General features: G+C 62.4%; 28 protein-coding genes. 14 read left to right on the plus strand and 14 right to left on the minus strand.

What is annotated here, in order from left to right; translation table 11 throughout:
• Nucleotides 1-26: 26 nt before the first annotated feature.
• From ACFY68_RS15180 to ACFY68_RS15195, 4 genes are read right to left on the minus strand one after another with little or no spacing between them, the layout of a single operon-like run.
• On the minus strand, nt 27-347 hold the full coding sequence (locus ACFY68_RS15180) for an AzlD domain-containing protein (RefSeq protein ID WP_387528658.1): 321 nt from the start codon (nt 345-347) through the stop codon (nt 27-29).
• Nucleotides 326-1027: an AzlC family ABC transporter permease gene (locus ACFY68_RS15185; RefSeq protein WP_346611700.1), complete on the minus strand. Its 702-nt coding sequence runs from the start codon at nt 1025-1027 to the stop codon at nt 326-328. Before ACFY68_RS15185 ends, ACFY68_RS15180 begins: the two co-directional genes overlap by 22 nt.
• The gene (locus tag ACFY68_RS15190) at nt 1024-1506 is read right to left on the minus strand and encodes an N-acetyltransferase (protein WP_346611699.1); all 483 of its coding nucleotides are present in this window, start codon (nt 1504-1506) and stop codon (nt 1024-1026) included. The genes ACFY68_RS15185 and ACFY68_RS15190 overlap by 4 nt, the downstream gene beginning before the upstream one ends.
• A complete protein-coding gene (locus ACFY68_RS15195; protein WP_346611698.1) occupies nt 1490-2236 on the minus strand; it encodes a 2OG-Fe dioxygenase family protein in 747 nt (248 codons plus the stop codon). The genes ACFY68_RS15190 and ACFY68_RS15195 overlap by 17 nt, the downstream gene beginning before the upstream one ends.
• Before the next feature lie 193 nt (nt 2237-2429).
• Between ACFY68_RS15195 and ACFY68_RS15200 the strand changes: the two genes are divergently transcribed.
• The 3 genes from ACFY68_RS15200 to mqo all read left to right on the plus strand — a co-directional run bounded on the left by ACFY68_RS15200 (nt 2430) and on the right by mqo (nt 5544).
• Entirely contained in the window at nt 2430-3290 is an 861-nt protein-coding gene (locus ACFY68_RS15200) for a LysR family transcriptional regulator (RefSeq protein WP_346611697.1), read from the plus strand.
• Nucleotides 3291-3386: 96 nt separating this feature from the next.
• A complete protein-coding gene (locus tag ACFY68_RS15205; protein ID WP_346611696.1) occupies nt 3387-3578 on the plus strand; it encodes a DUF4223 family protein in 192 nt (63 codons plus the stop codon).
• 328 nt (nt 3579-3906) lie between these two features.
• The gene (gene mqo / locus ACFY68_RS15210) at nt 3907-5544 is read left to right on the plus strand and encodes a malate dehydrogenase (quinone) (protein WP_346611692.1); all 1638 of its coding nucleotides are present in this window, start codon (nt 3907-3909) and stop codon (nt 5542-5544) included.
• Nucleotides 5545-5649: 105 nt separating this feature from the next.
• Here the strand turns inward: mqo and ACFY68_RS15215 are convergent, their stop codons facing one another.
• Complete coding sequence (locus tag ACFY68_RS15215) at nt 5650-5949, minus strand: helix-turn-helix domain-containing protein (RefSeq protein ID WP_346611691.1); 300 nt, start codon at nt 5947-5949, stop codon at nt 5650-5652.
• 85 nt (nt 5950-6034) lie between these two features.
• Here ACFY68_RS15215 and xenA point away from each other — a divergent pair, with 85 nt between their 5' ends.
• Nucleotides 6035-7126, plus strand: coding sequence for a xenobiotic reductase XenA (gene xenA / locus ACFY68_RS15220; RefSeq protein ID WP_387528664.1), 1092 nt, complete (start codon nt 6035-6037; stop codon nt 7124-7126).
• A gap of 111 nt (nt 7127-7237) precedes the next feature.
• Here xenA and ACFY68_RS15225 read toward each other — a convergent pair whose 3' ends face one another.
• Both ACFY68_RS15225 and ACFY68_RS15230 read right to left on the minus strand, forming a co-directional pair.
• A complete protein-coding gene (locus ACFY68_RS15225; RefSeq protein ID WP_387528666.1) occupies nt 7238-8335 on the minus strand; it encodes a P1 family peptidase in 1098 nt (365 codons plus the stop codon).
• A gap of 15 nt (nt 8336-8350) precedes the next feature.
• Nucleotides 8351-9700, minus strand: a complete 1350-nt coding sequence (locus ACFY68_RS15230) for an APC family permease (RefSeq protein WP_387528669.1) — start codon at nt 9698-9700, stop codon at nt 8351-8353.
• 192 nt (nt 9701-9892) lie between these two features.
• On the opposite strand from ACFY68_RS15230, the gene ACFY68_RS15235 reads away from it, so the two are divergent.
• Nucleotides 9893-10693 carry a LuxR C-terminal-related transcriptional regulator gene (locus ACFY68_RS15235; protein ID WP_387528672.1) on the plus strand — a complete coding sequence of 267 codons (801 nt, stop codon included), beginning with the start codon at nt 9893-9895 and terminating at the stop codon, nt 10691-10693.
• A gap of 35 nt (nt 10694-10728) precedes the next feature.
• Here the strand turns inward: ACFY68_RS15235 and ACFY68_RS15240 are convergent, their stop codons facing one another.
• Nucleotides 10729-11622: a DUF6216 family protein gene (locus tag ACFY68_RS15240; RefSeq protein WP_387528675.1), complete on the minus strand. Its 894-nt coding sequence runs from the start codon at nt 11620-11622 to the stop codon at nt 10729-10731.
• A 158-nt stretch (nt 11623-11780) separates the two neighbouring features.
• Nucleotides 11781-12668, minus strand: coding sequence for a LysR family transcriptional regulator (locus ACFY68_RS15245; RefSeq protein ID WP_387528678.1), 888 nt, complete (start codon nt 12666-12668; stop codon nt 11781-11783).
• A gap of 140 nt (nt 12669-12808) precedes the next feature.
• On the opposite strand from ACFY68_RS15245, the gene moaB reads away from it, so the two are divergent.
• On the plus strand, nt 12809-13348 hold the full coding sequence (moaB, locus tag ACFY68_RS15250) for a molybdenum cofactor biosynthesis protein B (RefSeq protein ID WP_346611684.1): 540 nt from the start codon (nt 12809-12811) through the stop codon (nt 13346-13348).
• A gap of 118 nt (nt 13349-13466) precedes the next feature.
• On the opposite strand, the gene ACFY68_RS15255 is transcribed toward moaB, so the two are convergent.
• Nucleotides 13467-14366, minus strand: coding sequence for a bestrophin family protein (locus ACFY68_RS15255; RefSeq protein WP_387528680.1), 900 nt, complete (start codon nt 14364-14366; stop codon nt 13467-13469).
• 20 nt (nt 14367-14386) lie between these two features.
• Nucleotides 14387-15391, minus strand: a complete 1005-nt coding sequence (gene moaA, locus ACFY68_RS15260; protein ID WP_387528683.1) for a GTP 3',8-cyclase MoaA — start codon at nt 15389-15391, stop codon at nt 14387-14389.
• Between the two features lie 280 nt (nt 15392-15671).
• Here moaA and ACFY68_RS15265 point away from each other — a divergent pair, with 280 nt between their 5' ends.
• Nucleotides 15672-18002, plus strand: coding sequence for an FdhF/YdeP family oxidoreductase (locus ACFY68_RS15265; protein ID WP_346611681.1), 2331 nt, complete (start codon nt 15672-15674; stop codon nt 18000-18002).
• Between the two features lie 124 nt (nt 18003-18126).
• Here ACFY68_RS15265 and ACFY68_RS15270 read toward each other — a convergent pair whose 3' ends face one another.
• Nucleotides 18127-18588 (minus strand): Lrp/AsnC family transcriptional regulator, encoded by a 462-nt coding sequence (locus ACFY68_RS15270; protein WP_387528686.1) that lies wholly within the window; start codon nt 18586-18588, stop codon nt 18127-18129.
• A 122-nt stretch (nt 18589-18710) separates the two neighbouring features.
• Here ACFY68_RS15270 and ACFY68_RS15275 point away from each other — a divergent pair, with 122 nt between their 5' ends.
• Nucleotides 18711-19895: a trans-sulfuration enzyme family protein gene (locus tag ACFY68_RS15275; protein ID WP_387528689.1), complete on the plus strand. Its 1185-nt coding sequence runs from the start codon at nt 18711-18713 to the stop codon at nt 19893-19895.
• Nucleotides 19896-20050: 155 nt separating this feature from the next.
• On the opposite strand, the gene ACFY68_RS15280 is transcribed toward ACFY68_RS15275, so the two are convergent.
• Nucleotides 20051-20287, minus strand: coding sequence for a YdcH family protein (locus ACFY68_RS15280; RefSeq protein WP_346612064.1), 237 nt, complete (start codon nt 20285-20287; stop codon nt 20051-20053).
• A gap of 115 nt (nt 20288-20402) precedes the next feature.
• Between ACFY68_RS15280 and ACFY68_RS15285 the strand changes: the two genes are divergently transcribed.
• From ACFY68_RS15285 to ACFY68_RS15305, 5 genes are all read left to right on the plus strand, one after another.
• Complete coding sequence (locus ACFY68_RS15285; RefSeq protein ID WP_387528692.1) at nt 20403-20771, plus strand: 5-carboxymethyl-2-hydroxymuconate Delta-isomerase; 369 nt, start codon at nt 20403-20405, stop codon at nt 20769-20771.
• Between the two features lie 165 nt (nt 20772-20936).
• A complete protein-coding gene (locus ACFY68_RS15290) occupies nt 20937-22574 on the plus strand; it encodes a phosphoethanolamine transferase (RefSeq protein ID WP_387528694.1) in 1638 nt (545 codons plus the stop codon).
• Between the two features lie 103 nt (nt 22575-22677).
• Complete coding sequence (gene rnd, locus ACFY68_RS15295; protein ID WP_387528697.1) at nt 22678-23811, plus strand: ribonuclease D; 1134 nt, start codon at nt 22678-22680, stop codon at nt 23809-23811.
• A complete protein-coding gene (locus ACFY68_RS15300; RefSeq protein ID WP_346611675.1) occupies nt 23808-24101 on the plus strand; it encodes a YcgL domain-containing protein in 294 nt (97 codons plus the stop codon). Before rnd ends, ACFY68_RS15300 begins: the two co-directional genes overlap by 4 nt.
• 78 nt (nt 24102-24179) lie before the next feature.
• Nucleotides 24180-25112 carry a D-2-hydroxyacid dehydrogenase gene (locus ACFY68_RS15305; protein WP_387528699.1) on the plus strand — a complete coding sequence of 311 codons (933 nt, stop codon included), beginning with the start codon at nt 24180-24182 and terminating at the stop codon, nt 25110-25112.
• 130 nt (nt 25113-25242) lie between these two features.
• On the opposite strand, the gene ACFY68_RS15310 is transcribed toward ACFY68_RS15305, so the two are convergent.
• Nucleotides 25243-25836, minus strand: coding sequence for a nitroreductase family protein (locus ACFY68_RS15310; RefSeq protein ID WP_387528702.1), 594 nt, complete (start codon nt 25834-25836; stop codon nt 25243-25245).
• Nucleotides 25837-25981: 145 nt separating this feature from the next.
• Between ACFY68_RS15310 and ACFY68_RS15315 the strand changes: the two genes are divergently transcribed.
• Nucleotides 25982-26431, plus strand: coding sequence for a YcgN family cysteine cluster protein (locus ACFY68_RS15315; protein WP_387528705.1), 450 nt, complete (start codon nt 25982-25984; stop codon nt 26429-26431).
• Nucleotides 26432-26456: the final 25 nt, after the last annotated feature.

The following is a 26456-nucleotide window of genomic DNA, read 5'->3' on the forward strand; positions in this document are numbered from 1 at the left end:
GGTGCGTGCACGGGTCTAGCGTCCACTCACGCATAGAGCGTGATCGCGATATGCGCCGCGATACCGGCAGTTACGCTGAATATCAAACTCCGCGTGAAATAGGCCACCAGCGCTACCGGAATGGCGGCCAGCATATCGGCATTGATCGCCATCAACGTGCCGTCCTTGGCCATCAGCAGGGCCGGTACAGTAATGCTGGCGATGATTGCCACGGGCAGGTATTCAATGACGTCGTTGAATACCTTTGGGGTTCTTTCCATCCTGAAAAACAATGGCGTGGCGCGGGTCAGGTAGGTGATGGCCATCATCAGCGCGACGGCGGCGATCAGGTATTTTTCTTCAGGCATAACCCCACTCCACAGCCCACGGCGGTTGCGATGAATACGTTCAAGGGGGACGTGTTGAGCGCATTGAGCAGGCACGTCGCAACAATGACGACGAGTGCGATGATGAACTTGGTCCTGGTGTTGCACAGCGAAATCAGCACGAAGATCATCATGGCGGTCAGCGCATAGTCCAGCTTGAACTGCGAGAACCGGTGCAGCGCATCGGAGGCCACGGCGCCGACCAGTGCTCCGGCAATCCAGCTGGCATGGCACCAGGTGTTGAACTGCAGCATGTAGCCCGGCGATGTGTGCTTGCGGCTTTCCAGCCGTTGGCTGTGCAAGGCGAAGGACTCATCGGTGAGGCCGAACGCGTACATCAACTTCTGCGCTTTGCTAATACCCAGCCCCTCGCTGCGTTTGGCCATGTACATGGCCATCAACACATGCCGCGAATTGATCAGCAGTGTCGATAAGGCGATCGAAAGCAGCGGTGCACCCGTGGTGATCAATGTCAGTGCGGCAAACTGCGCAGCACCGGCGTAGACGAATACGCACATGGCCACTGGCAGCCACAGCGGCAAGCCGGCGTTGATGCACATCACGCCAAAGACGAAGCTGACGACAAAGTAGCCGGTGATGATCGGCAGTGCGTCGAAGAAGCTCTCTTTGCGCGAAACAGGGAGCAGCGCCACTTCGGTCATAGATCGACCTCGCAGGTAATTTCACCACGGGTTTGCTGAAAGCCTTGTTTCTGCCAGAAGTTCAGCGCTGACGCATTGCCCGCCTCAATGAACAGAAAAATGCGCCGAATGCCGTGCTGGCGAAAATCACTGAGGATCGAGTTGGTCAACGAAGTGCCGATCCTGCTGTGGCGATAGTCCGGTGAGACCGCCAAGTGGTTGATGGTGCCTCGCGTCCCCATCGAACCACCGGCGACCGCACCGATGATTGCCCCGCTGTGGTTTTCGGCGACATAGCAGTAGGTATTGTCCGAACCCAGCAAGCCCTTGAGCAGGTCTTCATTCTGCCAGTCGCAGAACGACACTTCGTCGAAACGCTTGAGGAAGTTGACCAGTTTCGCGGCATAGAACGGCGTGGCTTTCTTGATGGTCAGGCCGTTGATATGTTCAGGCGTGGCCTGCTTGAGCAATGCCTGTTCAAGGCTACCGGACAATGTCATGTTCGCTACCCGGCCGAGAGAAGGAAATGGCAATGATCTGCCGGTAGCCCATTTCCGAATCGCTGGGGTTGATGGCCGGCGTGACGTAGTGCTGCAGTTCGCGGTCAAGGAAGTACGTGGTATCGAGAATTTCCAGGTAGGTGCCGGAGTCGATCACGTTCGACTGCTTGTCGTAGACTTTGCTGGTGGCGCCTTCGATATTGTGGCGGCCCCAGAAGTGCACGCCACTGAACGGGTAGCCGTCGCAGTGAATGCCTTCAGGCGTGATTTCGATCTGCGCGCCAGGTTTGACTTCGATACGGATCTGGTGCACCTGGCACTGCCAGGTGACGTTGTGCAACGCTTCGGGCAGTACAGCTTTATATACGTCGAAATCGAGCTTGATCAGCGCACGCAGTACCGGCGAGTTGAACACATCGCTGGAGACGTCGTCGAAGTGGCGGCGCATGCCACCGACATACTGGTTATGGGCCTCCGATTGTTCATACGCGCGGTGCTCGAGTTGCTGCAGTTCACCGCTCACCGGGTTGTAATCGAAGTCGCTGTAACGGCGATAGCGGGTGCCCTTGTCGGCTTGGCCGTAATAACGGTCGACGCCCATGGTTTCCCAACTTCTGGAAAACTCGACAAAGTGGCCAAAACCACCGCTCAGTTCAAAATCACTGCCCAGTACGTTGACGGTCTTGTGTTGTCGCAGTGCGTCGTCGATGTTGCGTTTCAGTGCAAGCATTTGGCATCTCTTCTTATTAAAAACTGCCGGTAATCTAGCAGGCGAAATGATGGCAGAAACTTCACTTATTTTTGACGTGCCTCAACCGGCGCTTGCTGGCGAGCGGCCGGGCGGGCAGACAGGGGCAGGGTAGTGCGCTATGCTCGTTGGCCTCGTTGCAAGCCGGCTTCAGCGAGAAAGGGAGGGGAGTGGAATGGATATCAGGGTTCTCAGAAACATTGTGAACGTCGCCAGGACGGGGTCGATCACCGATGCAGCCGAACAGGTGCATGTCACTGTGCAGGCCTTGGCCGCACAGCTGAAAAAGCTTGAAGATCACTGCGGCTTCAAGCTGTTCGACCGTACCAACAAAGGGGTGTCACTCACCCAGGAAGGGGCCGGCATACTGCCTCATGTGCTGGAGATCGTCCGCTCATCCGAGCGCATGCAGCTCAAGATCAATCAATTGCGCGAGCGCCAGAGCCAGCCCCTGCGCGTAGCCTTGAACAGCACCCTGTCGATGGAGATCAACCAGCAGATCATGGGCGGGGTGGTCGGTAACCTGACCGGTTGCAGCCCGATCTTCAGTTGCTCGGAAACCCCCGACAACCTCACCAAACTGGCCAAGGGCGAAGCCGACATGGTGGTGATCCTGGGTGACAGCGTGCCCGCTGGCTTCTATTCGGTGTCCCTCAAGGGCCTGCGTATCGAGGTGGTGGCCTGCTCAGTCAGTGATGACGCCGTGCCTTCGGTGGTCATCAAGCCCTTGCCCGAATGCCCCTACGCCTCGATCTTCTCGCGCTTTGCCGAGCGCAGGACCGGCGCGCTGCAAGGGGCGACGGTGTTCCATTCCGGCAGCGAGATCGTCAGCGTTTCCATGATCAAGAGTTTCGGCGGCATGGGCGTGCTTTCCCGGGCGGTGGCCGAGGCCAATCAGCTGTTCGTCTGGCCGGGCTTTTCCGACTTCCTCGATGTTTACCTGGTGATGAAAGAGCCGTGGATCGTCGAAGAGGAGTTCCCGCAGTTTTGCCCGGTGCCGTCGCCGATACGCAGCTTCGAGTCGATAAGCGCCTAGCACCGGCCGGTATTGGTTGGATCCAATGCCCGGGTTCTGTATCATCCCGCCGCCATCAGAATGATGGCCGAAGATGATGCATTTAAAGGACTTAGTATGAAAAAGCTGTTCAAGGCCACTGTAGCCGTTGCTGTCGTTTCGGGCGTTGCCCTGCTGTCGGGCTGCACTGGCCAGGTCTACAACGCGCAGAAAAACTGCTCGTATGACTACCTGTTCCACCCTTCGGTTTCCATCTCCAAGGTCATCGGTGGCTGCGGCCCGATCGACAAGCTGCCTGCGCCGCAGTGATCTTGGTAACCCCCTGATCGAGGCGCTTGCGGCCTGATCCAGAACCCCCGACCATGCGAATGGCCGGGGGTTTTCGTTTCTCAAGCGTGACATCCTGCCGCTGGGACAACCTGCCGCCTTGCCTCGGCTCGCGCAATTTGTTTGTGCTGGCAATTCATATACAATCAGCGAAACGATTCAGCCCTGTCGGTCAATTCGACAAAAGCCTGGGTCGTTTTCTGGTTCTTTAAGCCGCTGAACAATGATCACAACAAGCCTGCGCGGAAGAACACGAAACACCTGGGCCAGCCACAGGCCCTACCTTCGTTCTACTGACTGGAATTGATCAATGTTCAAGAAAGCTGGCAAGACCTTGCTGGGTCTGGCTGTCGCTGCGAGCTTCATGCAAGCGCACGCCGCAGAAACCAAGAAAGTCGATGTGCTGCTGGTCGGCGGCGGCATCATGAGCTCCACCTTGGCCGTGTGGCTGCACGAGCTGGAGCCAAGCTGGTCGATGGAAATGGTCGAGCGCCTGGACGGCGTCGCCGAAGAAAGCTCCAACGGCTGGAACAACGCCGGCACCGGCCACTCCGCGCTGGCCGAGCTGAACTACACCCCGGAAGACAAAGACGGCAACGTCAACATCTCCAAGGCCATCGAGATCAACGAAGCCTTCCAGATCTCGCGCCAGTTCTGGTCGTGGCAGGTCCGTCAGGGCGTGCTGAAGAACCCGCACTCGTTCATCAACACCACCCCACACATGAGCTTCGTTTGGGGCGATGACAACATCAAGTTCCTGAAGAAGCGTTACGACGCGCTGCAGGCTAGCCCGCTGTTCCGCCCGATGCAGTACTCCGAGGACCACGCGCAGATCGCCAAGTGGGTCCCGCTGATGATGCAGGGCCGCGACCCGAACCAGAAGCTGGCGGTGACCTGGACCCCAATCGGCACCGACGTCAACTTCGGCGAGATCACCCGCCAGTTCGTCGGCCACCTGAAGACCCAGGACAAGTTCACCCTGCAACTGTCCAGCGAAGTTCAGGACATCACCCGCAACAAGGACGGCTCCTGGCACGTCGAGTACAAGAACCTGAAGGACGGTACCGAATCGGCTACCGACGCCAAGTTCCTGTTCATCGGTGCAGGCGGTGGCGCACTGAAGCTGCTGCAGAAGTCGGGCATTCCTGAAGCCAAGGAATACGCAGGCTTCCCGGTTGGCGGCTCGTTCCTGGTGACCGAGAACCCGACCATTGCCATGCAGCACATGGCCAAGGCCTACGGCATCGCTTCGACCGGCGCGCCACCCATGTCGGTACCGCACCTGGACACCCGCGTGCTGGACGGCAAGCGCGTGATCCTGTTCGGCCCATTCGCCACCTTCTCGACCAAGTTCCTGAAGAACGGTTCGTACCTGGACCTGCTCAGCAGCACCACCCTGCACAACGTATGGCCAATGACCAAGGTGGGCATCGAGCAGTACCCGCTGGTCGAGTACCTCGCTGGCCAGCTGATGCTGTCGGATGACGACCGCTTCGAAGCGCTGCGCACCTACTTCCCGGACGCCAAGAAAGAAGACTGGAAACTGTGGCAGGCCGGCCAGCGCGTGCAGATCATCAAGCGTGATGCAGACAAGGGCGGCGTGCTCAAGCTGGGCACCGAAGTCGTGGCCTCGCAAGACCGCACCATCGCAGGCCTGCTGGGCGCATCGCCAGGTGCCTCGACCGCCGCACCGATCATGCTGAACGTGCTGGAAACCGTGTTCAAAGAGAAAGTCGCCACCCCTGAATGGCAAGCCAAGATCAAAGAGATCGTGCCGAGCTACGGCACCAAGCTCAACGATTCGGCGGCTGCCACCCAGAAAGAGTGGAACTACACCGCTGAAGTCCTGCAGCTGGAGAAGCCACCGGTGATCGACCAGAGCGTCGGTACCACCACCGGCGTCACCCAGCCGGTCGAAAGCAAGCCTGAGAACGACATGGCGCTGTAAGCGGCACGGTTGTGATCAAAAGCCACGGGGGTGACCTCGTGGCTTTTTTTTTGCCTTCACCGGCCTCTTGGCGGGCAAGCTCGCCCCCACAGGGGCGGCACTGAATTACCGCTGACGCAGAATGCACGCCAGCAAGTCGGGGAACCGTTCGTCGAGCATTTCGCTGCGCAGCGAGTTCATGTGGGTGGTGCCAACATTGCGCGTATGCACCAGCCCCGCATCCCGCAATACCCGGAAATGGTGGGACATGCTCGACTTCGGCCGGCCGCCGTCCAGCTCGCCGCAGCTGGCTTCGGCCACGCCCGCCAGGTGGCGCACGATCTCCAGACGCACCGGGTCGCTCAGGGCGTACAGCAGGCGCTCGAGAATCAGGTCTTCAGGGTTGGGGTGTTTGTAGGCTCGCATGCCGCCATGATAACGGGGGTTTCATTAATTGCCATAGTTCGATTATGATCGAACTATCGTATTCAGATGAACCCGGAGTTTTCCCATGTCCGCCTTGTTCGAACCCTATACCCTCAAAGACATTACCCTGCGCAACCGCATCGCCATTCCACCGATGTGCCAGTACATGGCCGAGGACGGCATGGCCAATGATTGGCACCAGGTACACTACGCCAGCATGGCCCGCGGCGGTGCCGGCCTGTTGGTGGTCGAGGCTACTGCCGTTGCACCGGAAGGCCGCATCACCCCCGGCTGTGCCGGTATCTGGAGCGACGCCCACGCCCAAGCTTTCGTGCCGGTGGTAAAGGCAATCAAGGCTGCAGGTTCGGTGCCGGGCATCCAGATCGCCCACGCCGGCCGCAAGGCCAGCGCCAACCGCCCGTGGGAAGGTGATGACCATATTGCTGCGGATGACGCGCGCGGCTGGGGCACCATCGCCCCGTCGGCCATCGCCTTTGGTGCCAACCTGCCGAAAGTGCCGCGTGAAATGACCCTGGCTGACATCGCCCGGGTGAAGCAGGACTTCGTCGATGGCGCCCGCCGTGCGCGGGATGCGGGCTTCGAGTGGATCGAACTGCACTTCGCCCATGGTTACCTGGGCCAGAGCTTCTTCTCCGAGCACTCCAACCAGCGTACCGATGCCTACGGCGGCAGCTTCGAGAACCGTAGCCGCTTCCTGCTGGAAACCCTGGCGGCCGTGCGTGAGGTCTGGCCGGAGCACCTGCCGCTGACTGCGCGCTTTGGTGTGCTTGAATATGACGGCCGCGACGAGCAGACCCTGGATGAGTCCATCGAGTTGGCGCGCATGTTCAAGGCCGGCGGCCTGGACCTGCTGAGTGTCAGCGTCGGCTTCACCATCCCGCAAACCAACATTCCGTGGGGCCCGGCGTTCATGGGGCCGATCGCCGAGCGCGTGCGCCGTGAAGCGGGCCTGCCGGTGACGTCGGCGTGGGGCTTTGGTACGCCGCAGCTGGCTGAGGGCGCGCTGCAGGCCAACCAGCTTGACCTGGTATCGGTGGGGCGTGCGCACTTGGCCGACCCGCACTGGGCGTACTTCGCAGCCAAGGAGCTGGGCGTGGAGAAAGCGTCATGGACCTTGCCGGCACCATACGCTCATTGGCTTGAGCGTTACCGTTGAGTTGCTGATTCAGCAGTAGCCTACACTGGCCTCATCGCCGGCAAGCCCGCTCCTACCCCCGCGTTTGCGTCGGGCGGTGGGGGCGGGTTTGCCGCGCAACAGGTTCGCGCTTTACCTGCGCCACCCCACCTCAGCCAACGCCGCCAGCAACCGCTCCCCAGCCAACCCCGGCACCAGCACCCCATCGGCGGTGTACATATCCTCCCCAGCCAGCATCGCATTGACGATCGCTTCTTCCACCGCCTCGGCCGCGGCCATGAACAGCGGTGTGATGTGGTCGTTGTTGATCATCTGCACCGCCTGGCTGAACGGCACGCCCTTACGGCCATAGGCCGCCGGTGGCAGTTGCTGCTCGGCAGTCGAGAAGGCGACGAACAGATCACCGCTGGCATCCTCGGTACCGCCCCCGGTGCGCGCAATGCCGATCGATGCCCGTTGGGCCAGGCGCTGACACTGGTGTGGCAGCAGCGGCGCATCGGTCGCGATGATCACCACGATCGAGCCCATGCCCGGCTCACCACGTTCGGCAAACGGTGAGGGGATGTCGCCCAGCACCCGGCCGACAGGGTAACCATCGATCCGCAGTTCACGGCGCTGACCATGGTTGGCCTGCACCAGCACACCCACCGTCCAGCCACCCTGATCGGGCGTCAGGCGCCGGGAGGCGCTGCCAATGCCGCCTTTGAACTCATGGCAGATCATGCCGGTGCCGCCGCCCACCGCGCCCTCGGCCACCGGGCCGGGCTCTGCGCGAGCGAGCGCTTCGGTCACCTGCGCAGGCCCAACGTGCTGCCCCCAGATGTCGTTGAGCAGGCCATCGTAGGTTTCCAGCACCACTGGCATGCACCAGTACACCGATGGGTCGGCCAGGCTGTCGCGCTCGGCAGCGATCAGCGCATCGCGCACCACGCCGACGCTGTGGGTGTTGGTGATGGCGATCGGCGTGGTCAGCAGGCCCGCTTCGCGGATCCATTCAAGGCCGGTGGCATCGCCGTTGCCGTTCAGCACATGGACGCCGGCAAAGCAGGGCGCCAGGCGCGCCTGCGCCGGCCGCGGCTGCACCACCGTCACGCCGGTGCGTACCTGCTTGCCACTACCCTCGGCAAGCAACGTGCTGTGGCCGACACGTACGCCGGGGACATCGGTGATCGCGTTGAATGCTCCGGGTTGGCCAAGGCCCAGGGTGATGCCAAGTTGACGAGCGCGCATAGGAATTCCTGTGAGTCAGAGTTTCTGGAAGGCTGGGCTGAACTTGCCGTAAGTGCTGTAGAGGATTACTGAAACGGCCAGCAGCACGAGGATGATGAGGATGTCGCGAAGCGGCGCACCCAGCAGGCCGCTGAGCAGCAGGTAGCCCGCACCGACCACCGCGACCAGCGCTGGCAGTGGCCACAGCGGCATGCGGTACGGGTGCTCGCGGTCGCTTCGCAAAACGCGGCTGAACAACCCGCACAGGGCAACGGCCAGGTAGACCATCAGCAGCAACAGCACGGTGAACGAGGTCATCTCTTCGAGGTTGGAGCTGAAGCTCAGCGCGGCGGAGGGTACTGCCAGCAGCAGGGTGGCCAGCCAAGGCGAACCCCAGCGTGGGTGGATGCGCGTGAACAGGCGGTTGAGCGACGCCGTCCACAGCTGGTCGCGGCCACTGCTGAAGATCACCCGCCCCGACTGGATGACGATGGCGATGATGGCATTGAATACCGAGAGGAAGATGCCCGCGCTGACCAGCCGCGACAGCGTCGGGTTGCCGTGCGCGTTGAGCAGATAGCCGATCGGGTCGGGGCTGGCTAGCATGGCCTGCAGGGAGGGCGCGCCCAGCAGCAGGGCGCAGATGGGTACCAGCTCGATCGCCACCACCAGGGCTAGCGACCACAGCACCGCGCGATGGGTGCTGCGGCCGCCGTCTTTCATGTCCTCGGCCAGCACCACGGCGGCGCCGAAGCCGTTGTAGGCGAACAGCGCGGTACCGATCGAGGCGAACACCAGCGCCCAGGGGGCGGCGGCGAGCAGGCCGTTGTCGATGTGCAGGGGCGTGACGAGCACGCTCAGCGGCTGGCTGACGTTGCCCAGCCCCAACACCACGATCACCAGCACGGCTGCCACTTCGCACAGCAGGAATACACCGGTGACCCAGGCGTTGAGGCGGATGTTGAGGATGCCCAGGGCATAACTGCCGGCGACGATCGCCAGGGCCACGGCCTGAGTATCGAACGCGGTGCCCAGTGCGTTGTTCAGGTAGGTGGCGGCGCCGGTAGCAAGCACCGGCGGGATGAACAGCAGCGAAACCAGCACGGTGAGAAAGGTCGCGTAGCCGGCCATGCCGCCGAACACCCGCTTGGCATACACGTATTCACCGCCTGCCGAGCTGTGGGCGCGGCCCAGTTCGGCATAGCACCAGGCGAACATCAATGCCAGCAAGCCGGCCAATACAAACGCCAGGAAGGCACCACTGCCGGCCTGGGCAATGGCGAAGGGCGCAATGACGAACACGGAACTGGCCGGGGTGACGGCCGATACCGTGATCGCGACCACGTCGAGCATACCCAGGCTGGGCTTGAGCGCACTGTCGTGCATGTCGTTTTCCTCGAATTGTTATTGGGGGTTGAGGCAGTAACGAAAGAAGGGGGCGCCCTCTCGACGGGGCGCTGGATGGGTTGCAATCTAGGCTTGAGCCGGTTGCCGGCCAATTACCCTTTGGGGTTACGCCCCTTGACGCGGGCGTTGCAAAGGAGGGAAATCGCATCAGCGTTCAGGGGAGCCGACACGATGCACAACGTTTTTCATGAAGTCGGCATGCATGCCAACCTTGGCCGTACCATCGAACAGATCGGCCAGCCGCGCTTCTGGAAGCAGCTGATTCTGCTGCTGCACCGCTGGCTGCCGTTCGACAACGCCCTGGCGGCGTTCTACCCCCTGAGCGGCACACCGGTGGTGCAGGAGGAGCACGACGCCGGGCGGCAGGCCGGCCCGGCGGCAATGTCGCTGTACTTGAGCGGCTTGTACCAGCTCGACCCGTTCTACCTGGCCTGCCAGGACGGCGTGAGCAGTGGCCTGCACCGGCTGGATGAGGTGGCGCCGGACCAGTTCCACCAAAGCGAGTACTACATCAGCTGGTTCCAGGCCCACGTACTGGAAGACGAGGTGCAGTTCATTCTGCAGCTTGCCGGTGAGGGCGCCCTGACCTTGTCGCTGGGCAGGGGGCTGGCGTTCGACGCCGAGCAATACGGCCTGTTGGCGATGCTTTGCCCATGGGTGCTGGCGCTGATGCAACAGCATTGGCAGGCTGGCCGCAAGCGCGCACTGGCGCAGGACGAGCCGGTCGCCGAGCAGGTGCGCGATGCGCTCAGCCAGTTCGGCGCGGGGGTGTTGTCCGAGCGTGAACTGGAGATTGCCCGGCTGATCTTGCGAGGGTTCTCATCAAAGGCCATGGCCGAGCGGCTGCGGATTTCACCGGAGACGATCAAGGTGCACCGGCGGCATCTGTACACCAAGCTCGACATTTCGTCACAGCCAGAGCTGTTTTCGCTGTTTCTGCAGTCATTGGGGCATGATCCACAGCATCCTTGAATGCAGTGCCGGTGGCGAGTGCGACCGCGCGAGCTTCACGCCCCGGCAGTACCGCCAGGCGACGGCGCGCCAGCAGGGTTGGCGCTTGTTGCTGCCAGGCGACGCTGCCACTGCTGGTAAAGCGCGCTTGCCCTCTCCATTCGCGCCAATTTCAGCACTGCCAGGATCATCCCGACCATGCAGATCAGCGCGAAGCCCCCCAGGATTGAACGTTGCTCTTTCAGGCCTTTTTCCACGTGCGAGGTGTAACCAGGGTCCATGAAGAACGAGCAGACGATATCCAGTGTGTCATCCGCCAAGTAAGCGTTGAACGGCTGCCTGCCCTCGGGCGTGCGGCATTTTTCGGCCGTGAGAAAACGCTCGGGCCGCCACATTTCGAATTTGATGTCATTTTCCGAAACGTAGAAAGACGGCGTATCAGGTGAGTCCTTCAACGAGACCATCAGGTATTTGGACTCCGAAGCAAGGGGAACAGGCGCTATCGCGCAAACCAATACGATCAGGAACCCGAACAACCAGCCGAATTTCTTGCGAGCGAAACGGTGTGTCGCGAAATTCGGGGCATTGAAGTCGGCCCAGTCCATGTAACGGCGATTGCGGCCAATGTCGCTCGGGCTAAAACCATTTTCGATGATCCAGCGATGGGCGAGGTCCGCTTCATGTAAGTTTGTTGCAGGAATGTTGAACTCGTAGCGGAAGAATTCGATGTCACGCAGCTCTTTTCTCATGGCATTCAATGGTGACTGGTCGTCGAATTCCGTCTTGCCACCGAAGCTGCGCCAAATCAGATCGCGTAGGAAGTAGAGCGAACCGGCCCGGCTATAGATGAACCAGAGCAGCCAGAAAAACAGAGCCAATAAGCCGAAGCCACCGAGTGGGGCCAGGGTTTCGGCACTCCATACCAGGGGTGTAGCGACAGGTGTTGTCATGTCAGATCCTTGGACATTAATAATGTGCAGGCCCATGCTTGAGCCCGAGCCCGTGAAAGTCACGCAGCAGAGTGGCTTATGATAAAAGCCGTAAGAGAGGAGTGTCGCTGCAGAAACTTCCTAGTTTGCTGTAGGAAGTTTCTGTGATTGTTTAGGAATCACGTTGTAGCGAACAGCACACGCGCCTCGTCAAAACACTGCTCGGCAATCGCCGAACGTGGCTCGCTGCGGCGCAGCAGCAGGCCGACCGGGCTGTGGATGCTGGCGTCGGCAATGGGGATGATGCGCATGTGGTCGCTCAAGTCTTCCAGGCCGCAATCAAGCGGCATGATTGCGCAGCACACGCCGGTGTTGATGGCCTGTATCAGCTGGAAGCTGGAGTCGCTTTCCAGCACGGCGTTGGGTTCCAGGCTGCGGCTGCGGAAGCTCAGATCCAGCGACTGGCGGTAGTGCATGCCTTTGCTCAGAAGCCCCAGGGGGATCCTGGCGAGGTCCTCCCAGGCCAGGGTGCCCGCCGCGAACTGAAAGTGCCGGGTATCGTGCAGCAGGCCCATGGTGGTTTTGCCCAGTTCGATCACTTCGAAGAAGTTGGCATTGACCTGGTCCAGGTAGCAGATGCCCAGGTCGAGCTGGTTGCGGCTCAGGCCATCCATGATCTGCTCGGTGCTGTGCGAGCTGAGCTGAAACTGCAACTCGGGGTATTTTTCGCGCAGCGGCAGCAGCAGTTGCATGGGGTTGAAGCTGGCCAGCGGTACAGTACCCAGGCGCAGGCTGCCGACCACCTGGCCACGGCAGCTGGCGGCCTCGGCCTGCAGGCCATCGTGGGCGGCGAGCAGTGTGCGGGCCCAGGCCAGGATACGTTCGCCAGCCTCGGTAAAGCCCTCGAAGCGCTGGCCGCGCTTGACCAGCACCAGGTCCAGTTCGTCCTCCAGGTTGCGCAGGCGCATGGACAGCGTCGGTTGGGTGATGTGGCACAGCGCCGCGGCCTGGCCGAAGTGGCGGGTCTGGTCGAGGGCGATGAGGAACTTGAGCTGCTTGATGTCCATGGGAAAGCCTGGCGTCTGGTTATGCTGACCTTAACCAAGTCAGCGATAGATGTCATTGATCGGGCGGTACGCCATATCGATTGGACGCTGCCGGGCCATGCCCTTTAGCGTGGCGCTACTGCCACTCAAGGAGCCACACCGTGCGCGTCAAACCCGACGCGGTCTTCGTACCGCTCAACATCGCCGTACTGACGGTCAGCGACACCCGCACCTACGACAACGATACCTCCGGCGAGCTGCTGGCCAGCCGCTCTGTGCAGATCGGCCACCGCCTGGTCGCACGCGCGCTGCTCAAGGACGACCTGTACAAGATCCGCGCCCAGGTTGCCACCTGGATTGCCGATGAGCAGGTGCAGGTGGTGCTGATCACGGGCGGCACCGGCTTTACCGGGCGCGACAGCACGCCTGAAGCGGTGCAATGCCTGTTCGACCGGCGTATCGACGGTTTCGGCGAGCTGTTCCGCGCGCTGTCGATTCTCGATATCGGCACCTCGACCGTGCAGAGCCGGGCGCTGGCCGGTATGGCCAATGGCACCCTGGTGTGCTGCCTGCCGGGCTCGACCGGCGCCTGTCGCACGGCGTGGGAAGGCATCCTGGCGGAGCAGCTGGATGCGCGGCACCAGCCGTGCAATTTCGTCAAACACCTCAAACCCATCGAAGCCTGCGAAAGCCGCGGCTGATCTGTACCGGCCTCTTCGCGGTGCAAGCCCGCTTCCACTGAGGCAGGTGGTGTATCCGAGGTTTTCTGTGGGAGCGGGCTTGCCCCGCGAAGAGGCCGGCGTTGCCAACATCAATGGTTCAGCTCAGCACATGCTCCACCGGCTGCAACGCCGGTGGCAATGGCTGTACCCCCAGCGCCCCCAGCACATCGCGCTCGACCGTGCGCACCATGGCATCGGTCGGCAAATCGTTCTCGTCCCGCCCGAACGGGTCTTCCAGCTCGTTGCCGATCGCATCCAGCCCGAAGAACGTGTACCCGACGATGGTGGTGAACAGCGGCGCCAGCCAGCCCAGCGGCTCGGCCAGCGCAAAGGGCAACAGCAGGCAGAAGATGTAGATGGTGCGGTGCAGCAGCAAGGTATAGGGGAACGGCAAGGGTGTGCCTTTGATGCGCTCGCAGGTGGCCTGGACCTCCGACAGTCCGACCAGGCGTTGCTCCAGCAGGGTGTAGCGCCAGTCGCTGATCTGTTGCTGCTCGGCCAGGCGTGAGCAGCGCGCGCCGATGGCCTGCAGAATACCGTCACAGACATTGTGCGGGCTGACCGTTGCTGGGTTAACCAGCCACGGCCGGGCGGCTGCCAGATCATCCTCGTTGCGCAGCCGTGCATTCAGCGCGTGGGCAAACCCGCACAGGCTGCGCAGCAGCTCGGCACGCACGGTTTCATCGGCAATCACCACGCTCTCACGCACGAACGAGCGGGTCTCGATGATCAACTTGCCCCAGGCCTTGCGCCCCTCCCACCAGCGGTCGTAGCAGGCGTTGTTGCGAAAGCTCATGAAGATCGACAGCGACAGGCCGAGCAAGGTGAAGGGTGTGGCGCTGACCGGGTAGAAAAACGCCGGGTAGCGGTGCTCGACCAGCACGATCAGCGCGGCCAGCAAGGTGACCATCAGGCAGCGCAAGGCAATGCGCTTGACGATTGAACCCTTGAGGGTGAACAGCACGCGCAGCACATCGGGGCGGGAGTGGACGATCATGGAAATCCAGAGGCAGCCGATCAGCCGCCTGTCATGTTCATGAAACGCAGGATCTGCACATCGCCACCTACTTCGAAGTGGTGGCGGTAGGGCTTGAGGTGCAGCGAGTCGCGGATGGCTTTTTCCAGCCGCTCGGCATCGCCTGGATGGGCGCGCAGCACCTGCTTGAGGTCCATCGAGTGTTCGTTGCCCAGGCACAGCAGCAGCCGGCCTTCGACGGTCAGGCGCACGCGGTTGCAGGTGGCGCAGAAGTTGTGGCTGTGCGGCGAGATGAAGCCGATGCGGGTACCTGCCGCTTCGGCCAGGCGCCAGTAACGGGCCGGGCCTTGGGACGATTCGGTCGACTCGACCAGGGTGAACTGCTCGGCCAGGCGCGCGCGGACCTCGTCGCTGGAGCAGAACGACTCGCCGCGCTCATGCTCGCTGATCACGCCCAGCGGCATTTCTTCGATGAAGGTGATGTCCAGCTCGCGGTCGATGGCGAACCGCACCAGGTCGACCAGTTCGTGATCGTTACGCCCCTTGAGCACCACGCAGTTGAGCTTGATACGCTGAAAGCCCGCGCGGCGGGCCGCGTCGATGCCGGCGATCACCTGAGTAAGGTCGCCGGTGCGGGTCAGTTGCTTGAAACGCTCGGTATCCAGGCTGTCCAGGCTGATGTTCAGGCGTGACAGCCCGGCGTCGAAGAGGGGCTGGGCCAGGCGGCCAAGTTGCGAGCCGTTGCTGGTCATGCACAGTTCGCGCAGGCCGGGTAGGGCAGCGATGCGCCCGCACAAGTCGACGATGCCCTGGCGCACCAGGGGCTCGCCACCGGTCAGGCGGATCTTGCGGGTGCCCAGGGCAACGAAACGCTCGGCTACCTGGAACAGCTCTTCAAGGCTGAGTATTTGCTGGCGCGGCAGGAACTGCATGTCTTCGGCCATGCAATAGACGCAACGGAAGTCGCAGCGGTCCGTGACCGACATCCGCAGGTAGTCGATTTTCCGGTTGAAGCCGTCGATCAGGGCCCGGCTGTTCTGTTCCACGTTCGCGCTCGGCAGGGGAGGGGTTTCAGGACCAAGCTATAACCTGCGGTGCGCCCCGTCAAATTGCTTTCCCCGACTGCTTGATCAATCTCCTCTATCACGGCTGCAGGCCGCGTATTCAAAGGGGCTACAGCGCCTGGCCGATCCATCATCGAAACGGCCTATCACCCCGTAAGACATTTCGATTGGACGGCCCTATGCCGGCATCCATAGGCTGGAAACAAGCACCGGACGACACGATCCGCTGCACCTTTTCGATGCCCGCGTGAGGATTGACCGCATGAGCCAGGACGAACACATCAGGGACTACAAGGGGCCTGCCGCCGGCTGGGGCGCGCTGAAGAGCGTGACCAAGAGCTGGCTGGGCAGCGACAATGCCTTCAAGAACCTGCGGGCCATGCTCAAGACCAACCAGAACGGCGGGTTTGACTGCCCGGGCTGCGCCTGGGGCGAGTCGCCGGAAAGCGACATGGTCAAGTTCTGCGAAAATGGCGCCAAGGCGGTCAACTGGGAAGCCACCGGCCGCTCCGTCGACCCGGCGTTCTTCGCAAAATACAGCGTCAGCGCCCTGGCCGAGCAGACCGATTACTGGCTCGAGTTCCAGGGCCGCCTGACTCACCCGATGCGCTATGACGCGGCCACCGACCACTACGTCGAAACGTCCTGGGAAGAGGCCTTCGCTCTGGTCGCCAAGCACCTGCGGGCGCTCGAATCGCCCGATCAGGCCGAATTCTACACCTCGGGCCGGGCCAGCAACGAAGCGGCGTTCCTCTACCAGCTGTTCGTTCGCGCCTATGGCACCAACAACTTCCCCGACTGCTCGAACATGTGCCACGAGGCCAGCGGCGTGGGCATGTCGGAAACCCTCGGGGTGGGCAAGGGCACGGTGGTGTTCCATGACCTGGAGCTGGCCGACGCGATCTTCGTCATCGGCCAGAACCCCGGCACCAATCACCCGCGCATGCTCGAACCGCTGCGTGAAGCGGTCAAGCGCGGCGCTCAGGTGGTGTGCTTCAACCCGCTCAAGGAGCGTGGCCTGGAGCGCTTCCAGCACCCTCAGCACCCGTTCGAGATGCTCAGCAACGGCTCCGAACCGACCACCAGCGCCTACTTCCGCCCGGCCTTGGGTGGCGACATGGCGGCCATGCGCGGCATTGCCAAGTACCTGCTGCAGTGGGAGCGCGAAGCCCAGGCCAAGGGTGAGCCTGCGGTGTTCGACCACGCGTTCATTGCCGAGCAGACCAGCGGCGTCGACGATTACCTGGCGGCAGTGGATGCCACTTCATGGGAGCACATCGTCGAGCAGTCCGGGCTGACCCTGGCCGAGATCGAGCTGGCGGCGCGCATGTACCGCAAAGCCGAGCGGGTGATCATGTGCTGGGCCATGGGCGTCACTCAACACCGTCATTCGGTGCCGACCGTGCAGGAAATCGTCAACCTGCAGCTGCTGCGCGGCAACGTCGGCAAGCCCGGCGCCGGCCTGTCGCCGGTGCGCGGCCACAGCAATGTGCAAGGCGACCGCACCATGGGCATCGACGAAAAGCCCAAGGCGGCGCTGCTCGACGCGCTGGAAAAACGCTTCCACTTCCGCGTGCCGCGTGCTCATGGGCACAACGCGGTGCTGGCGATCCAGGCCATGGAAGAGCAGCGTGCCAAAGTGTTCATCGCCCTGGGCGGCAACTTCGCCCAGGCCACCCCGGACACCCCCCGTACCCACGCGGCGCTGCGCAACTGCGCGCTGACTGTGCAGATTTCCACCAAACTCAACCGCTCGCACCTGGTCACTGGGCGCGATGCGCTGATCCTGCCGTGCCTGGGCCGTACCGAAATCGACCTGCAGGCCGAAGGGCCGCAAGGCGTGACCGTGGAAGACACCTTCAGCATGGTGCACATCTCCCACGGCCAGCTGCGCCCGCGCTCGCCGCACATGCGTTCGGAGCCGTGGATCGTCGCCGGCATGGCCAAGGCCACCCTGGGTAACCAGCCTATCGACTGGGAATACGCCGTGGCCGACTACAGCCGTATTCGCAGCATGATCGCCGATGTCATACCGGGCTTCGCCAACTTCAACGAGCGCCTGCAGCACCCGGGCGGCTTCCACCTGGGCAACAGCGCTGCCGAGCGCAACTGGCGCACCGCCACCGGCAAGGCACGTTTCAGTGCCAGCCAGTTGCCCGAGCAACTGGTCAACGCCAAGGTGCTGGCACGGGGCGACAAGCCGGACCTGATCCTGCAGACCATGCGCTCGCACGACCAGTACAACACCACCCTCTACGGGCTTGATGACCGTTACCGCGGGGTATTCGGGTTGCGAGAGGTAGTGTTCGTCAGCGAGGCGGATATCCGTCGGCTCGGCTTCGAGCCGGGCGAGCATGTGGACTTGGTGTCGCTGTGGGAAGACGGTGTGGAGCGGCGTGTGTCGGGGTTCCGTCTGGTGCCGTATGACATCCCGGATGGGCAGGCAGCGGCTTACTACCCGGAGACCAACCCGCTGGTGCCGCTGGAGAGCTACGGCGAGGGGACTTACACGCCGACGTCGAAGTTCGTGGCGATTCGGTTGGAGAAGGCCAGGGCCGGGAATCGGATCGAAGCGGTGCTGGCGGCGGACTGATCGGTTGCCTGCGCTGGCTCCTCGCGGGCAAGCCCGCCCCACAGGATTGATGCAACCCTCAAGGCCTGTGCCATAGCTGTGGGAGCCGGCTTGCCGGCGATAAGGCCGGCACAGGCAGCCCAAATCAGCTTCTGTGCACCGGATAAGCCGTGGTGTACTTCATCTGCTCCATGGCAAAACTGGAGGTGATATTGGAGAGCCCGTCGGTGCTGGTAATCAGCTTCTTGTAGAACCGGTCGTAGGCCGCAATGTCACCCACCACCACCCGCAGCATGTAGTCCCAATCCCCCGACATGCGATAGAACTCCATCACTTCCTCGAAGCCCTTCACCGTCGTGGCAAACCGTTCCAGCCAGGCACTGTCGTGGCGCTGGGTCTTGAGCTGGACGAACACCGTCAGCCCCAGGCCCAGGCGCTCGGGGTCGAGCAGGGCGACGCGGCCGAGGATGTAGCCGTCTTCTTCCAGGCGCTTGACCCGTTTCCAGCAGGGTGTAGTAGACAAGTTGACGGCCTCGGCCAGGTCTTTCAGCGAGATCGACGCGTCGCGCTGGAGCAGGGTGAGGATGTGCTGGTCGAAGCTGTCCATATCGGTTACAGGCCGGTCAGAAAAATATTCCCCAGATTACTCCAACGATAGAAAAAATTCCTGCAAGCACAGGCGTTGTCGTCCCGCGGGATTGTGCGATAGTTGCGCACTTAAATCTGCCAATGGGCCCGACCATGTCCGACAAGCCGCGCAATTTCGCCACCCGTACCATCCACGCCGGCGAGCAGTTCAGCGTCGCCGACAACGCGATCTTTCCGCCAATCTACACGGCCAGCTCGTACACCAAGCGCAGCCTCGACCACAACCCGGAGTACGCCTACAGCCGCGTCGGCAACCCCACCCGGCATGCGTATGAAAGCTGCGTCGCGGCGCTGGAAGAAGGCGTCGGCGCGGTAGCCTGTGCCTCAGGTGTCAACGCCACCGCCACCGTGCTGGAGTTGCTGCCCAAGGACGCCCACGTAGTGGTGATGAACGGGGTCTACGGCGGTACTTTCCGTATCCTCGAAGACTATCGCGCGCACACTTCGGGCCTGACCACGACCTACGTCGACCTCAATGATGTCGAGGCCGTGGCTGCAGCGATCAAACCTGAAACCCAGCTGATCTGGATCGAGTCGCCGACCAACCCGTTGCTGCACCTGGTCGACATCAAGGCGGTCTGCGATCTGGCGCGGGCGCGCGGTATTCTCACCTGCATCGACAATACCTTCTGTTCGCCCTGGAACCAGCGGCCGATCACACTCGGGGTGGACCTGGTGATGCACTCGGCCAGCAAGTACATCGGCGGCCATTCGGACCTGACTGGCGGCGTGGTGGTGGCCGCCAACGACGCGCTGCTGGCACGCCTGCGCAAAATCAGCATGGCCATTGGCGCCATCCAGGGGCCGTTCGACTGCTACCTGGCCCTGCGCGGCCTCAAGACCCTCGACGTGCGCATGGAGCGCCAGTGCGCCAATGCCCTGCAGGTGGCGCGTTTTCTCGAACGCCACCCGCAGGTCGAGCAGGTGTATTACCCAGGGCTGGAAAGCCACCCGCAGCACGCCCTGTGCAAGCGTCAGATGAGGGCGGGCGGGGCAGTGGTGGCGATGAAAATCAAGGGTGGCGACCGCGCAGCGCTCAACCGCCTGGTCGAAGCCTTGCGGATCTTCGTGCTGGCCGATTCGCTGGGGGGCGTGGAGAGCATGATCAACCACTCCTGGAGCATGTCGCACAACTCCCTGAGCCCTGAGCAGAAGGGTGTGATGGGGATCAGTGAAAGCTTGCTGCGGCTGTCGATCGGGATCGAGGACTACCGCGATCTGATCGAGGATCTGGATGCAGCGCTGAAGGCTTCGGCTGCGGTGTGAATGCTGCAGGCCTCTTCGCGGGGCAAGTCGGATCGCCGCACCGCCTCTCCCACAAGATCAGCAGAGTCTTCGAGACGTGTGAGATGCCTGTGGGAGCGGCGGTGCGGCGATCCGACTTGCCCCGCGAAGAGGCCGGTCGTGTCAGCAGAAACCCATCAGGATTTCGGCGGATGAATAATTCGCTCGATCTTGTCCTTGATCAGCAGGCGCTCCTTGCGCAGGCGGTTGACGGCGTCATCGTTGGTGCCGTTGCCCTCGGCGGCGACCACCTCCTTGTCTTTGGCGTTGTATTCCTTGTGCAACGCATGCAGCGTGTGGTCCTTGTCTATCAGTGCCTGGAATGCATCAGCGGTAACGTGCAAGTCAGCGAGCAGATCATGCGGAACTGGCATTTCTTCACCTCTGTCAGGGTTGTCGTTAAGGTCCTGACCTTTGAGGATAGCCGCCTTTGCGCGGGTAGGGGACTGGGGTAGGCTGTCGATCTTCCCAACGCCTGGAACCTGTGCCATGCCTCACCTGAACCTGGAATACAGCGACAACCTGCGCGCACTCAACGTCGACGTGCTGCTGCTGCTGCGCCTGAACCATGCCCTGTTCGGCAGCGGCCAGTTCGCTGACGAGGCGGACATCAAAAGCCGTGCCCAGGTGTTCAGCCATTACCGGGTCGGCACCGGGCTGGGTGAGCGGGCGTTTGCCCATGTGCGCCTGGCCATCCTCAGCGGGCGCTCGCCCGAGGTGAAGCAGCAGTTGTCGGCCAGCTTGCTTGCGGTGCTGCGCGAGGCCCTTGCAGAGCAGCAAGGGTTGGACCTTCAGTTGTGTGTCGAGGTGCAGGATATTGACCGCGAGCCTTACGCCAAGCTTCGTCTCCCCGGCTGAATGGCCGCTGAACGAAATTGAATTAATCGGTATGAAGACGCCTGTTCACTAATTCGTTGGCGTCTTTTTCACAAAAAATTGATGGTGTGCTTTCTAGAGTTGCGGCAACTTTCCCACGGTGCCGAGCGTGCCGGGGGTAATAACCACTCTGGATCAAGAACACCCATGATCAACTTCAAATCGCTGCGGACCGAATGGGTCACGCTGCTGGCCAGCGTGTACCTGCTGATTGGCTTCAACGCGTTTCTCTGGGAGCACCTGCAGCAGGTGGTACCCAGCGGTTTGCCTGGGTTGTGGCTGAGCTTGGCGTTTGCCGCGTTGATGTTGTTCGCGTTCAACCTGGTGCTGACGCTGTGTGCCTTTCGCTATGTGCTGAAACCGCTGTTGATCCTGTTGTTCATGAGTGGCGCCGGCGTCGCCTACTTCATGAACCAGTACGGTGTGCTTATTGATGCAGGCATGTTCCGTAACATGGCTGAAACCAATGTGGCGGAAGTGCGAGATCTACTCTCTTTCAAGTTTGCCGCGTATATATTGTTACTTGGTGTAGTGCCCTCTTTATTGCTGTGGAAAGCCCCCATTGCCTACCGTGCCTGGCACCGAGAGGTGCTCGGCAAACTGGTGGTCAGCGGCGCCTGCGTGGTGGCATTGGGCTCGGTAGCACTGGTGAACTACCAGGGGCTGTCGTCACTGTTTCGCAACCACCACGAACTGCGCCTGATGCTTACCCCCAGCAACATCATCGGAGCCTCCATTGGTTATGCCAGCGAGCGTGTCGGTACGGCGGCCCGGCCCTTCCAGAGTTACGGCACCGATGCCAAGCGTGACCCCGCCTGGCAGCACCACGAGCGCAAATCGCTGACCGTGCTGGTGGTCGGTGAAAGTGCACGGGCAGACCATTTCGGTGTGCTGGGATATGGCCGTGATACCACCCCCAACCTGGCCAAGGAGCAAGGGCTGCTGGCGTTCTCTGATGTGCATTCCTGCGGTACTGAAACCGCAGTCTCGGTGCCGTGCATGTTCTCGGGCATGCCGCGCAAGGACTACGACGCCCGTGTGGCGAAGAACCGCGAAGGGCTGCTGGACATCCTTCAGCGTGCCGGCCTGGCGGTGCAATGGCGGGACAACCAGTCGGGCTGCAAGGGCACCTGCGACCGGGTGCAGTTCATCGATGTCAGCAACCTCAAGGACCCGGCGCTGTGCGCCAATGGCGAGTGCCACGACGAGATCCTCTTGCAGGGCCTGGGCGAGCTGATCGACAACCTCGACAAAGACACCGTGCTGGTGCTGCATCAGATGGGCAGCCACGGCCCCGAGTATTTCAAGCGCTACCCCAATGGCAGCGAGCGCTTCACCCCGGTGTGCCGGAGCAATGCCCTGGACCAGTGCAGCGAACAGGCCATCATCAACGGCTACGACAACACGCTGGCCTATACCGACAAGGTGCTGGCGGCGTTGATCGACACCCTGCGCAGCAAGCAAGGCAAGGTCGATACGGCGATGATCTACCTCTCTGACCACGGCGAGTCTTTGGGCGAGTACAACTTGTTCCTGCACGGTACCCCGTACGCCATTGCCCCGGAGCAGCAGAAGCACGTGCCGCTGCTGACCTGGTTCTCCGACAGCTACAAAGAAGACTTCGGCCTGGACACCGACTGCCTGGCCAAGCTCAGCGATGCACCGCTGTCGCAGGACAACCTGTTCCACTCCATGCTGGGCCTGCTGCAGGTGCACACCCAGGTCTACCAGCAGTCGCTGGACATGTTCGCCAGTTGCCGCCCGTGGCTGGCGGCCAAGCGCTGATCGATTACGCTTTTCAATATCCTTGCAGGCGCGGCGGTCGCCAGGTTTCACCCGCAGTGCCCGCGCCGTATATACTGCGCGCCAATGTTTGTGGGAGAGCCTCGTGGCCATCGAAATACACTGGATCCGTGACGACCAGACCCTGGCCGAACTCTGCCAGAAGTGGCGCCAATTGCCCTTTGTGGCGCTCGATACCGAGTTCATGCGGGTCGATACCTTCTACCCGAAAGCCGGCCTGATCCAGATCGGCGACGGCGAGCGGGCTTTCCTTATCGACCCGCTGCTGATCGGCAATTGGCAGCCTTTGGGCCAACTGCTCGAAGACGCCGGCGTGGTCAAGGTGCTGCACGCCTGCAGCGAAGACCTCGAAGTGCTGTTGCGCCTGACCGGCAAGCTGCCGCAGCCGCTGTTCGATACGCAGCTGGCCGCCGGCTACCTGAACCTGGGCTTCTCCATGGGCTACTCGCGCCTGGTGCAGGAAGTGCTGGGCCTGGAGCTGCCCAAGGGCGAGACCCGCTCTGACTGGCTGCAGCGCCCGCTGTCGGACACCCAGATCAGCTACGCCGCCGAAGACGCCGTGCACCTGGCCGAGCTGTTCTCGGCCCTGCGCCCACGCCTGTCCGACGACAAATACGCCTGGGTGCTGGAAGACGGCGCCGAACTGGTGGCGGCGCTGCGCCGTGAAGTCGACCCCCAAACCCTGTACCGCGACGTCAAGCTGGCCTGGAAGCTGGGCCGCCAGCAACTGGCGGTGCTGCGCGAGCTGTGCGCCTGGCGCGAGCGTGAGGCACGCAGCCGCGACGTACCGCGCAACCGCATCCTCAAAGAACACTCGCTGTGGCCAATGGCCAAGAGCCAGCCGGACAACCTGGCGGCGCTGGCCAAGATCGAAGAAATGCACCCGCGCACCATTCGTCAGGACGGCGCCGTGCTGATCGAGCTGATCAAGCGCGCTGCCAGCCAGCCGGCTGAGCAATGGCCGGCCACGCTGCCCGAGCCGCTGCCGATCGAAGCCGCCGGTATCCTCAAGCGCCTGCGCGCCATCGGCCAGGCCGAAGGCGAACGCCTTGGCATCGCCCCAGAGCTGATGTTGCGCAAGAAAGCCCTGGAAGCGCTGCTCAAAAGTGGCTACCCCAATGGCCCCTATCAATTGCCCGATTCGCTGCGCGGCTGGCGCCGTGAGCGGATGGGCCAGGCCCTGCTGGATGACTTGGCAGGCGCCGGAGAAACCCGATGAAACGTATCTGCTCGATCTACAAGAGCCCCCGCAAGAACGAAATGTACCTCTACGTGCTCAAGGCCGACGGCCTGGAGCGGGTGCCCGAGGCGTTGCTGCCGTTCTTCGGCAAGCCCGTGCACGCCTTCGACCTGGTGTTGACCCCCGAGCGCACGCTGGCCCGCGAAGACATCGCCAAGGTGCTGGATAACCTCGAAAACCAGGGCTACCACCTGCAGATGCCACCGGCCGAAGACGAGTACATCGAGCACTTGCCGGAAGAGCTGCTGCGCCGCAACGACCCGGTCTGACCCAGCCCCGGTCCCCTCACATGCCCAGGTGGCCCGCATGGCGGGCCGCCTTCGTCGTCTGCCAAGGTTGTTACTTTGATGCGCGTTCTGATCGCTGAGCAGGATCATGCCACCTACGCCCGCCTGCTGGCCGAAGCGGCCCCGGACCTGGAAATCCTGACCAGCGGCGATTCCGCCGAGTTGGCCCTGCAGGCGCCGCAGTGCCCGATCTGGCTGGGCCAGCCGGACCTGCTGGCGAGCCTGCTGCGCCAGGGTTACACGCCGGCGTGGGTGCAATCGACCTGGGCGGGCATTACACCGTTGCTGGCCGAGGGATTGCCCCGTGAATACCGCCTGACCCGCGCGGTCGGTATCTTCGGCCAGGTGATGGCCGAGTACATGCTCACTTACATGCTGGGGCATGAGCGGGAAGTACTGTCGCGCCTGGTCAGCCAGGTCGAACGCCGTTGGGACGGGCGCCCCGGGCACTCGCTTGAGGGGCGCAAGGTGTTGATCGTCGGCACCGGTGATATCGGCCAGCGCGTGGCCGAGTTTCTCGCACCGTTTGGTGTGACCCTGTATGGCATCGCCAGCACCGCCCGCGAGCAGGCGCCGTTTGTTGAAGTGGCCGGTTTGGCTGACTTGCCGCGGATGGTCGGGCAGGTCGATTACGTGCTGAACCTGCTGCCGGATACGCCGGCCACCCATGACTTGTACGACGCCGCACTGTTCAAGTGCTTCCAGCCAAGCGCGCTGTTCATCAATGCCGGGCGCGGTGTGGCGGTTGTCGATGCCGATCTGGTCGAGGCTTTGAAAGAGGGGCATTTGGCGGGCGCGGTGATCGATGTGTGCCGGCAGGAGCCGCTGCCGCAGCGCCACCCGTTCTGGACGGCGTGGGGCTTGCTGCTCACCGGGCACAGCTCGGCGCCCACCTCGCCGGTGGCAATGGTGCGGTTGTTTGTCGAGAATGAGCGGGCATACCAGGCAGGGCAGGGGATGCGGGGTGAAGTGGATTTCACCAGGGGCTATTGATTGGTGGTGCCTTTGCCGGCCCCATCGCCGGCAAGCCGGCTCCCACAGGTACTGCGCAGGCCTCAACATCGGCGGGGTACTTGTGGGAGCCGGCTTGCCGGCGATGGGGCCAGCAAAGCTACAACAAGGCTTACAGGCTGAAATCACCCTCAGCCGCCAGTTCGCTCAGTGGCCGGCGCGGGCTTGGCACTTCACGGGCCTGCAGGCCTTCGTCCAGGCTCGCCTTGTCGCCCAGCTTGCCGATCGCCACCATGGCATGCAGCTCATAGCCTTCCGGTACCTTCAGCTCGCTGCGCGCCAGGTCCTTGTCGAACCCGGCCATGCCGTGGGTGTGCCAACCGCTGATGCTTGCCTGCAGGGCCAGATGGCCCCAGGCGGAACCGGTGTCGAAGGTGTGCCACAGGGCTGGCTTTTCTTCGCTGGCACCTGGGGCCGCGAAGGTGGTCTTGGAAATCACCAGCACCAGCGCTGATGCCTGCTGCGCCCAGCTGCGGTTGAACGGCACCAGCAGGCTCAGGTAACGCTCCCAGTTCGGCGTGTCACGCCGGGCATAAAGGAAGCGCCAGGGTTGCGAGTTGTAGGCCGACGGCGCCCAGCGGGCCGCTTCGAGGAAGCTCAACAGGGTTTCTTCGCTGATCGGCTCGGCCGTGAAAGCGCGGGGTGACCAGCGGTTGATGAACTGTTCGTTAATGGCGTAATCGGCGATGCGAGGGGTGGCGCTCATGGCTGCTCCTGCAAGTGGAGGGGAAAGACCGCACGCTACTGCGTCCGGTCAGGACTGACAAGCGGTCTGGCGTTGCCGAGGGCCAGGCTCTAGACTGGCGCCGCCGCGCGCCGCGGCCTCAAGATGACTGCAGGAAACCCGTGTGATGATCGCTGAAAGCGCGCCGTTCTGGCGGCGCAAGACCCTCGAACAACTCGACCCGCAAGAGTGGGAGTCGCTGTGTGACGGCTGTGGCCTGTGCTGCCTGCAGAAGCTCGAGGACGAGGACGACAACAGCGTCTATTACACGCGCATCGCCTGCAAGCTGCTGGACATGAACACCTGCCAGTGCAGCGACTACCCCAACCGGTTCGCCGAAGTACCCGATTGCATCCAGCTCACCCCAGGCAAGGCCGACCAGTTCAAATGGCTGCCGAGCACCTGTGGCTACCGCCTTGTCAGCGAGGGCAAGGACCTGCCGGCCTGGCACCACCTGGTCTGCGGTGACCGCCAGCAAGTGCATGAGCAGCGCATTTCCCAGTCGGGGCGTATGCTCAGGGAGCAGGACGTGGATGAAGACGACTGGGAAGACCACCTGATCTTTCGCGCCAGCTGAGCGGCACAGTCCGTCGCCTCTGGGA

The organism is Pseudomonas sp. NPDC012596, from assembly GCF_042902325.1.
Taxonomy (GTDB): Bacteria; Pseudomonadota; Gammaproteobacteria; order Pseudomonadales; family Pseudomonadaceae; genus Aquipseudomonas.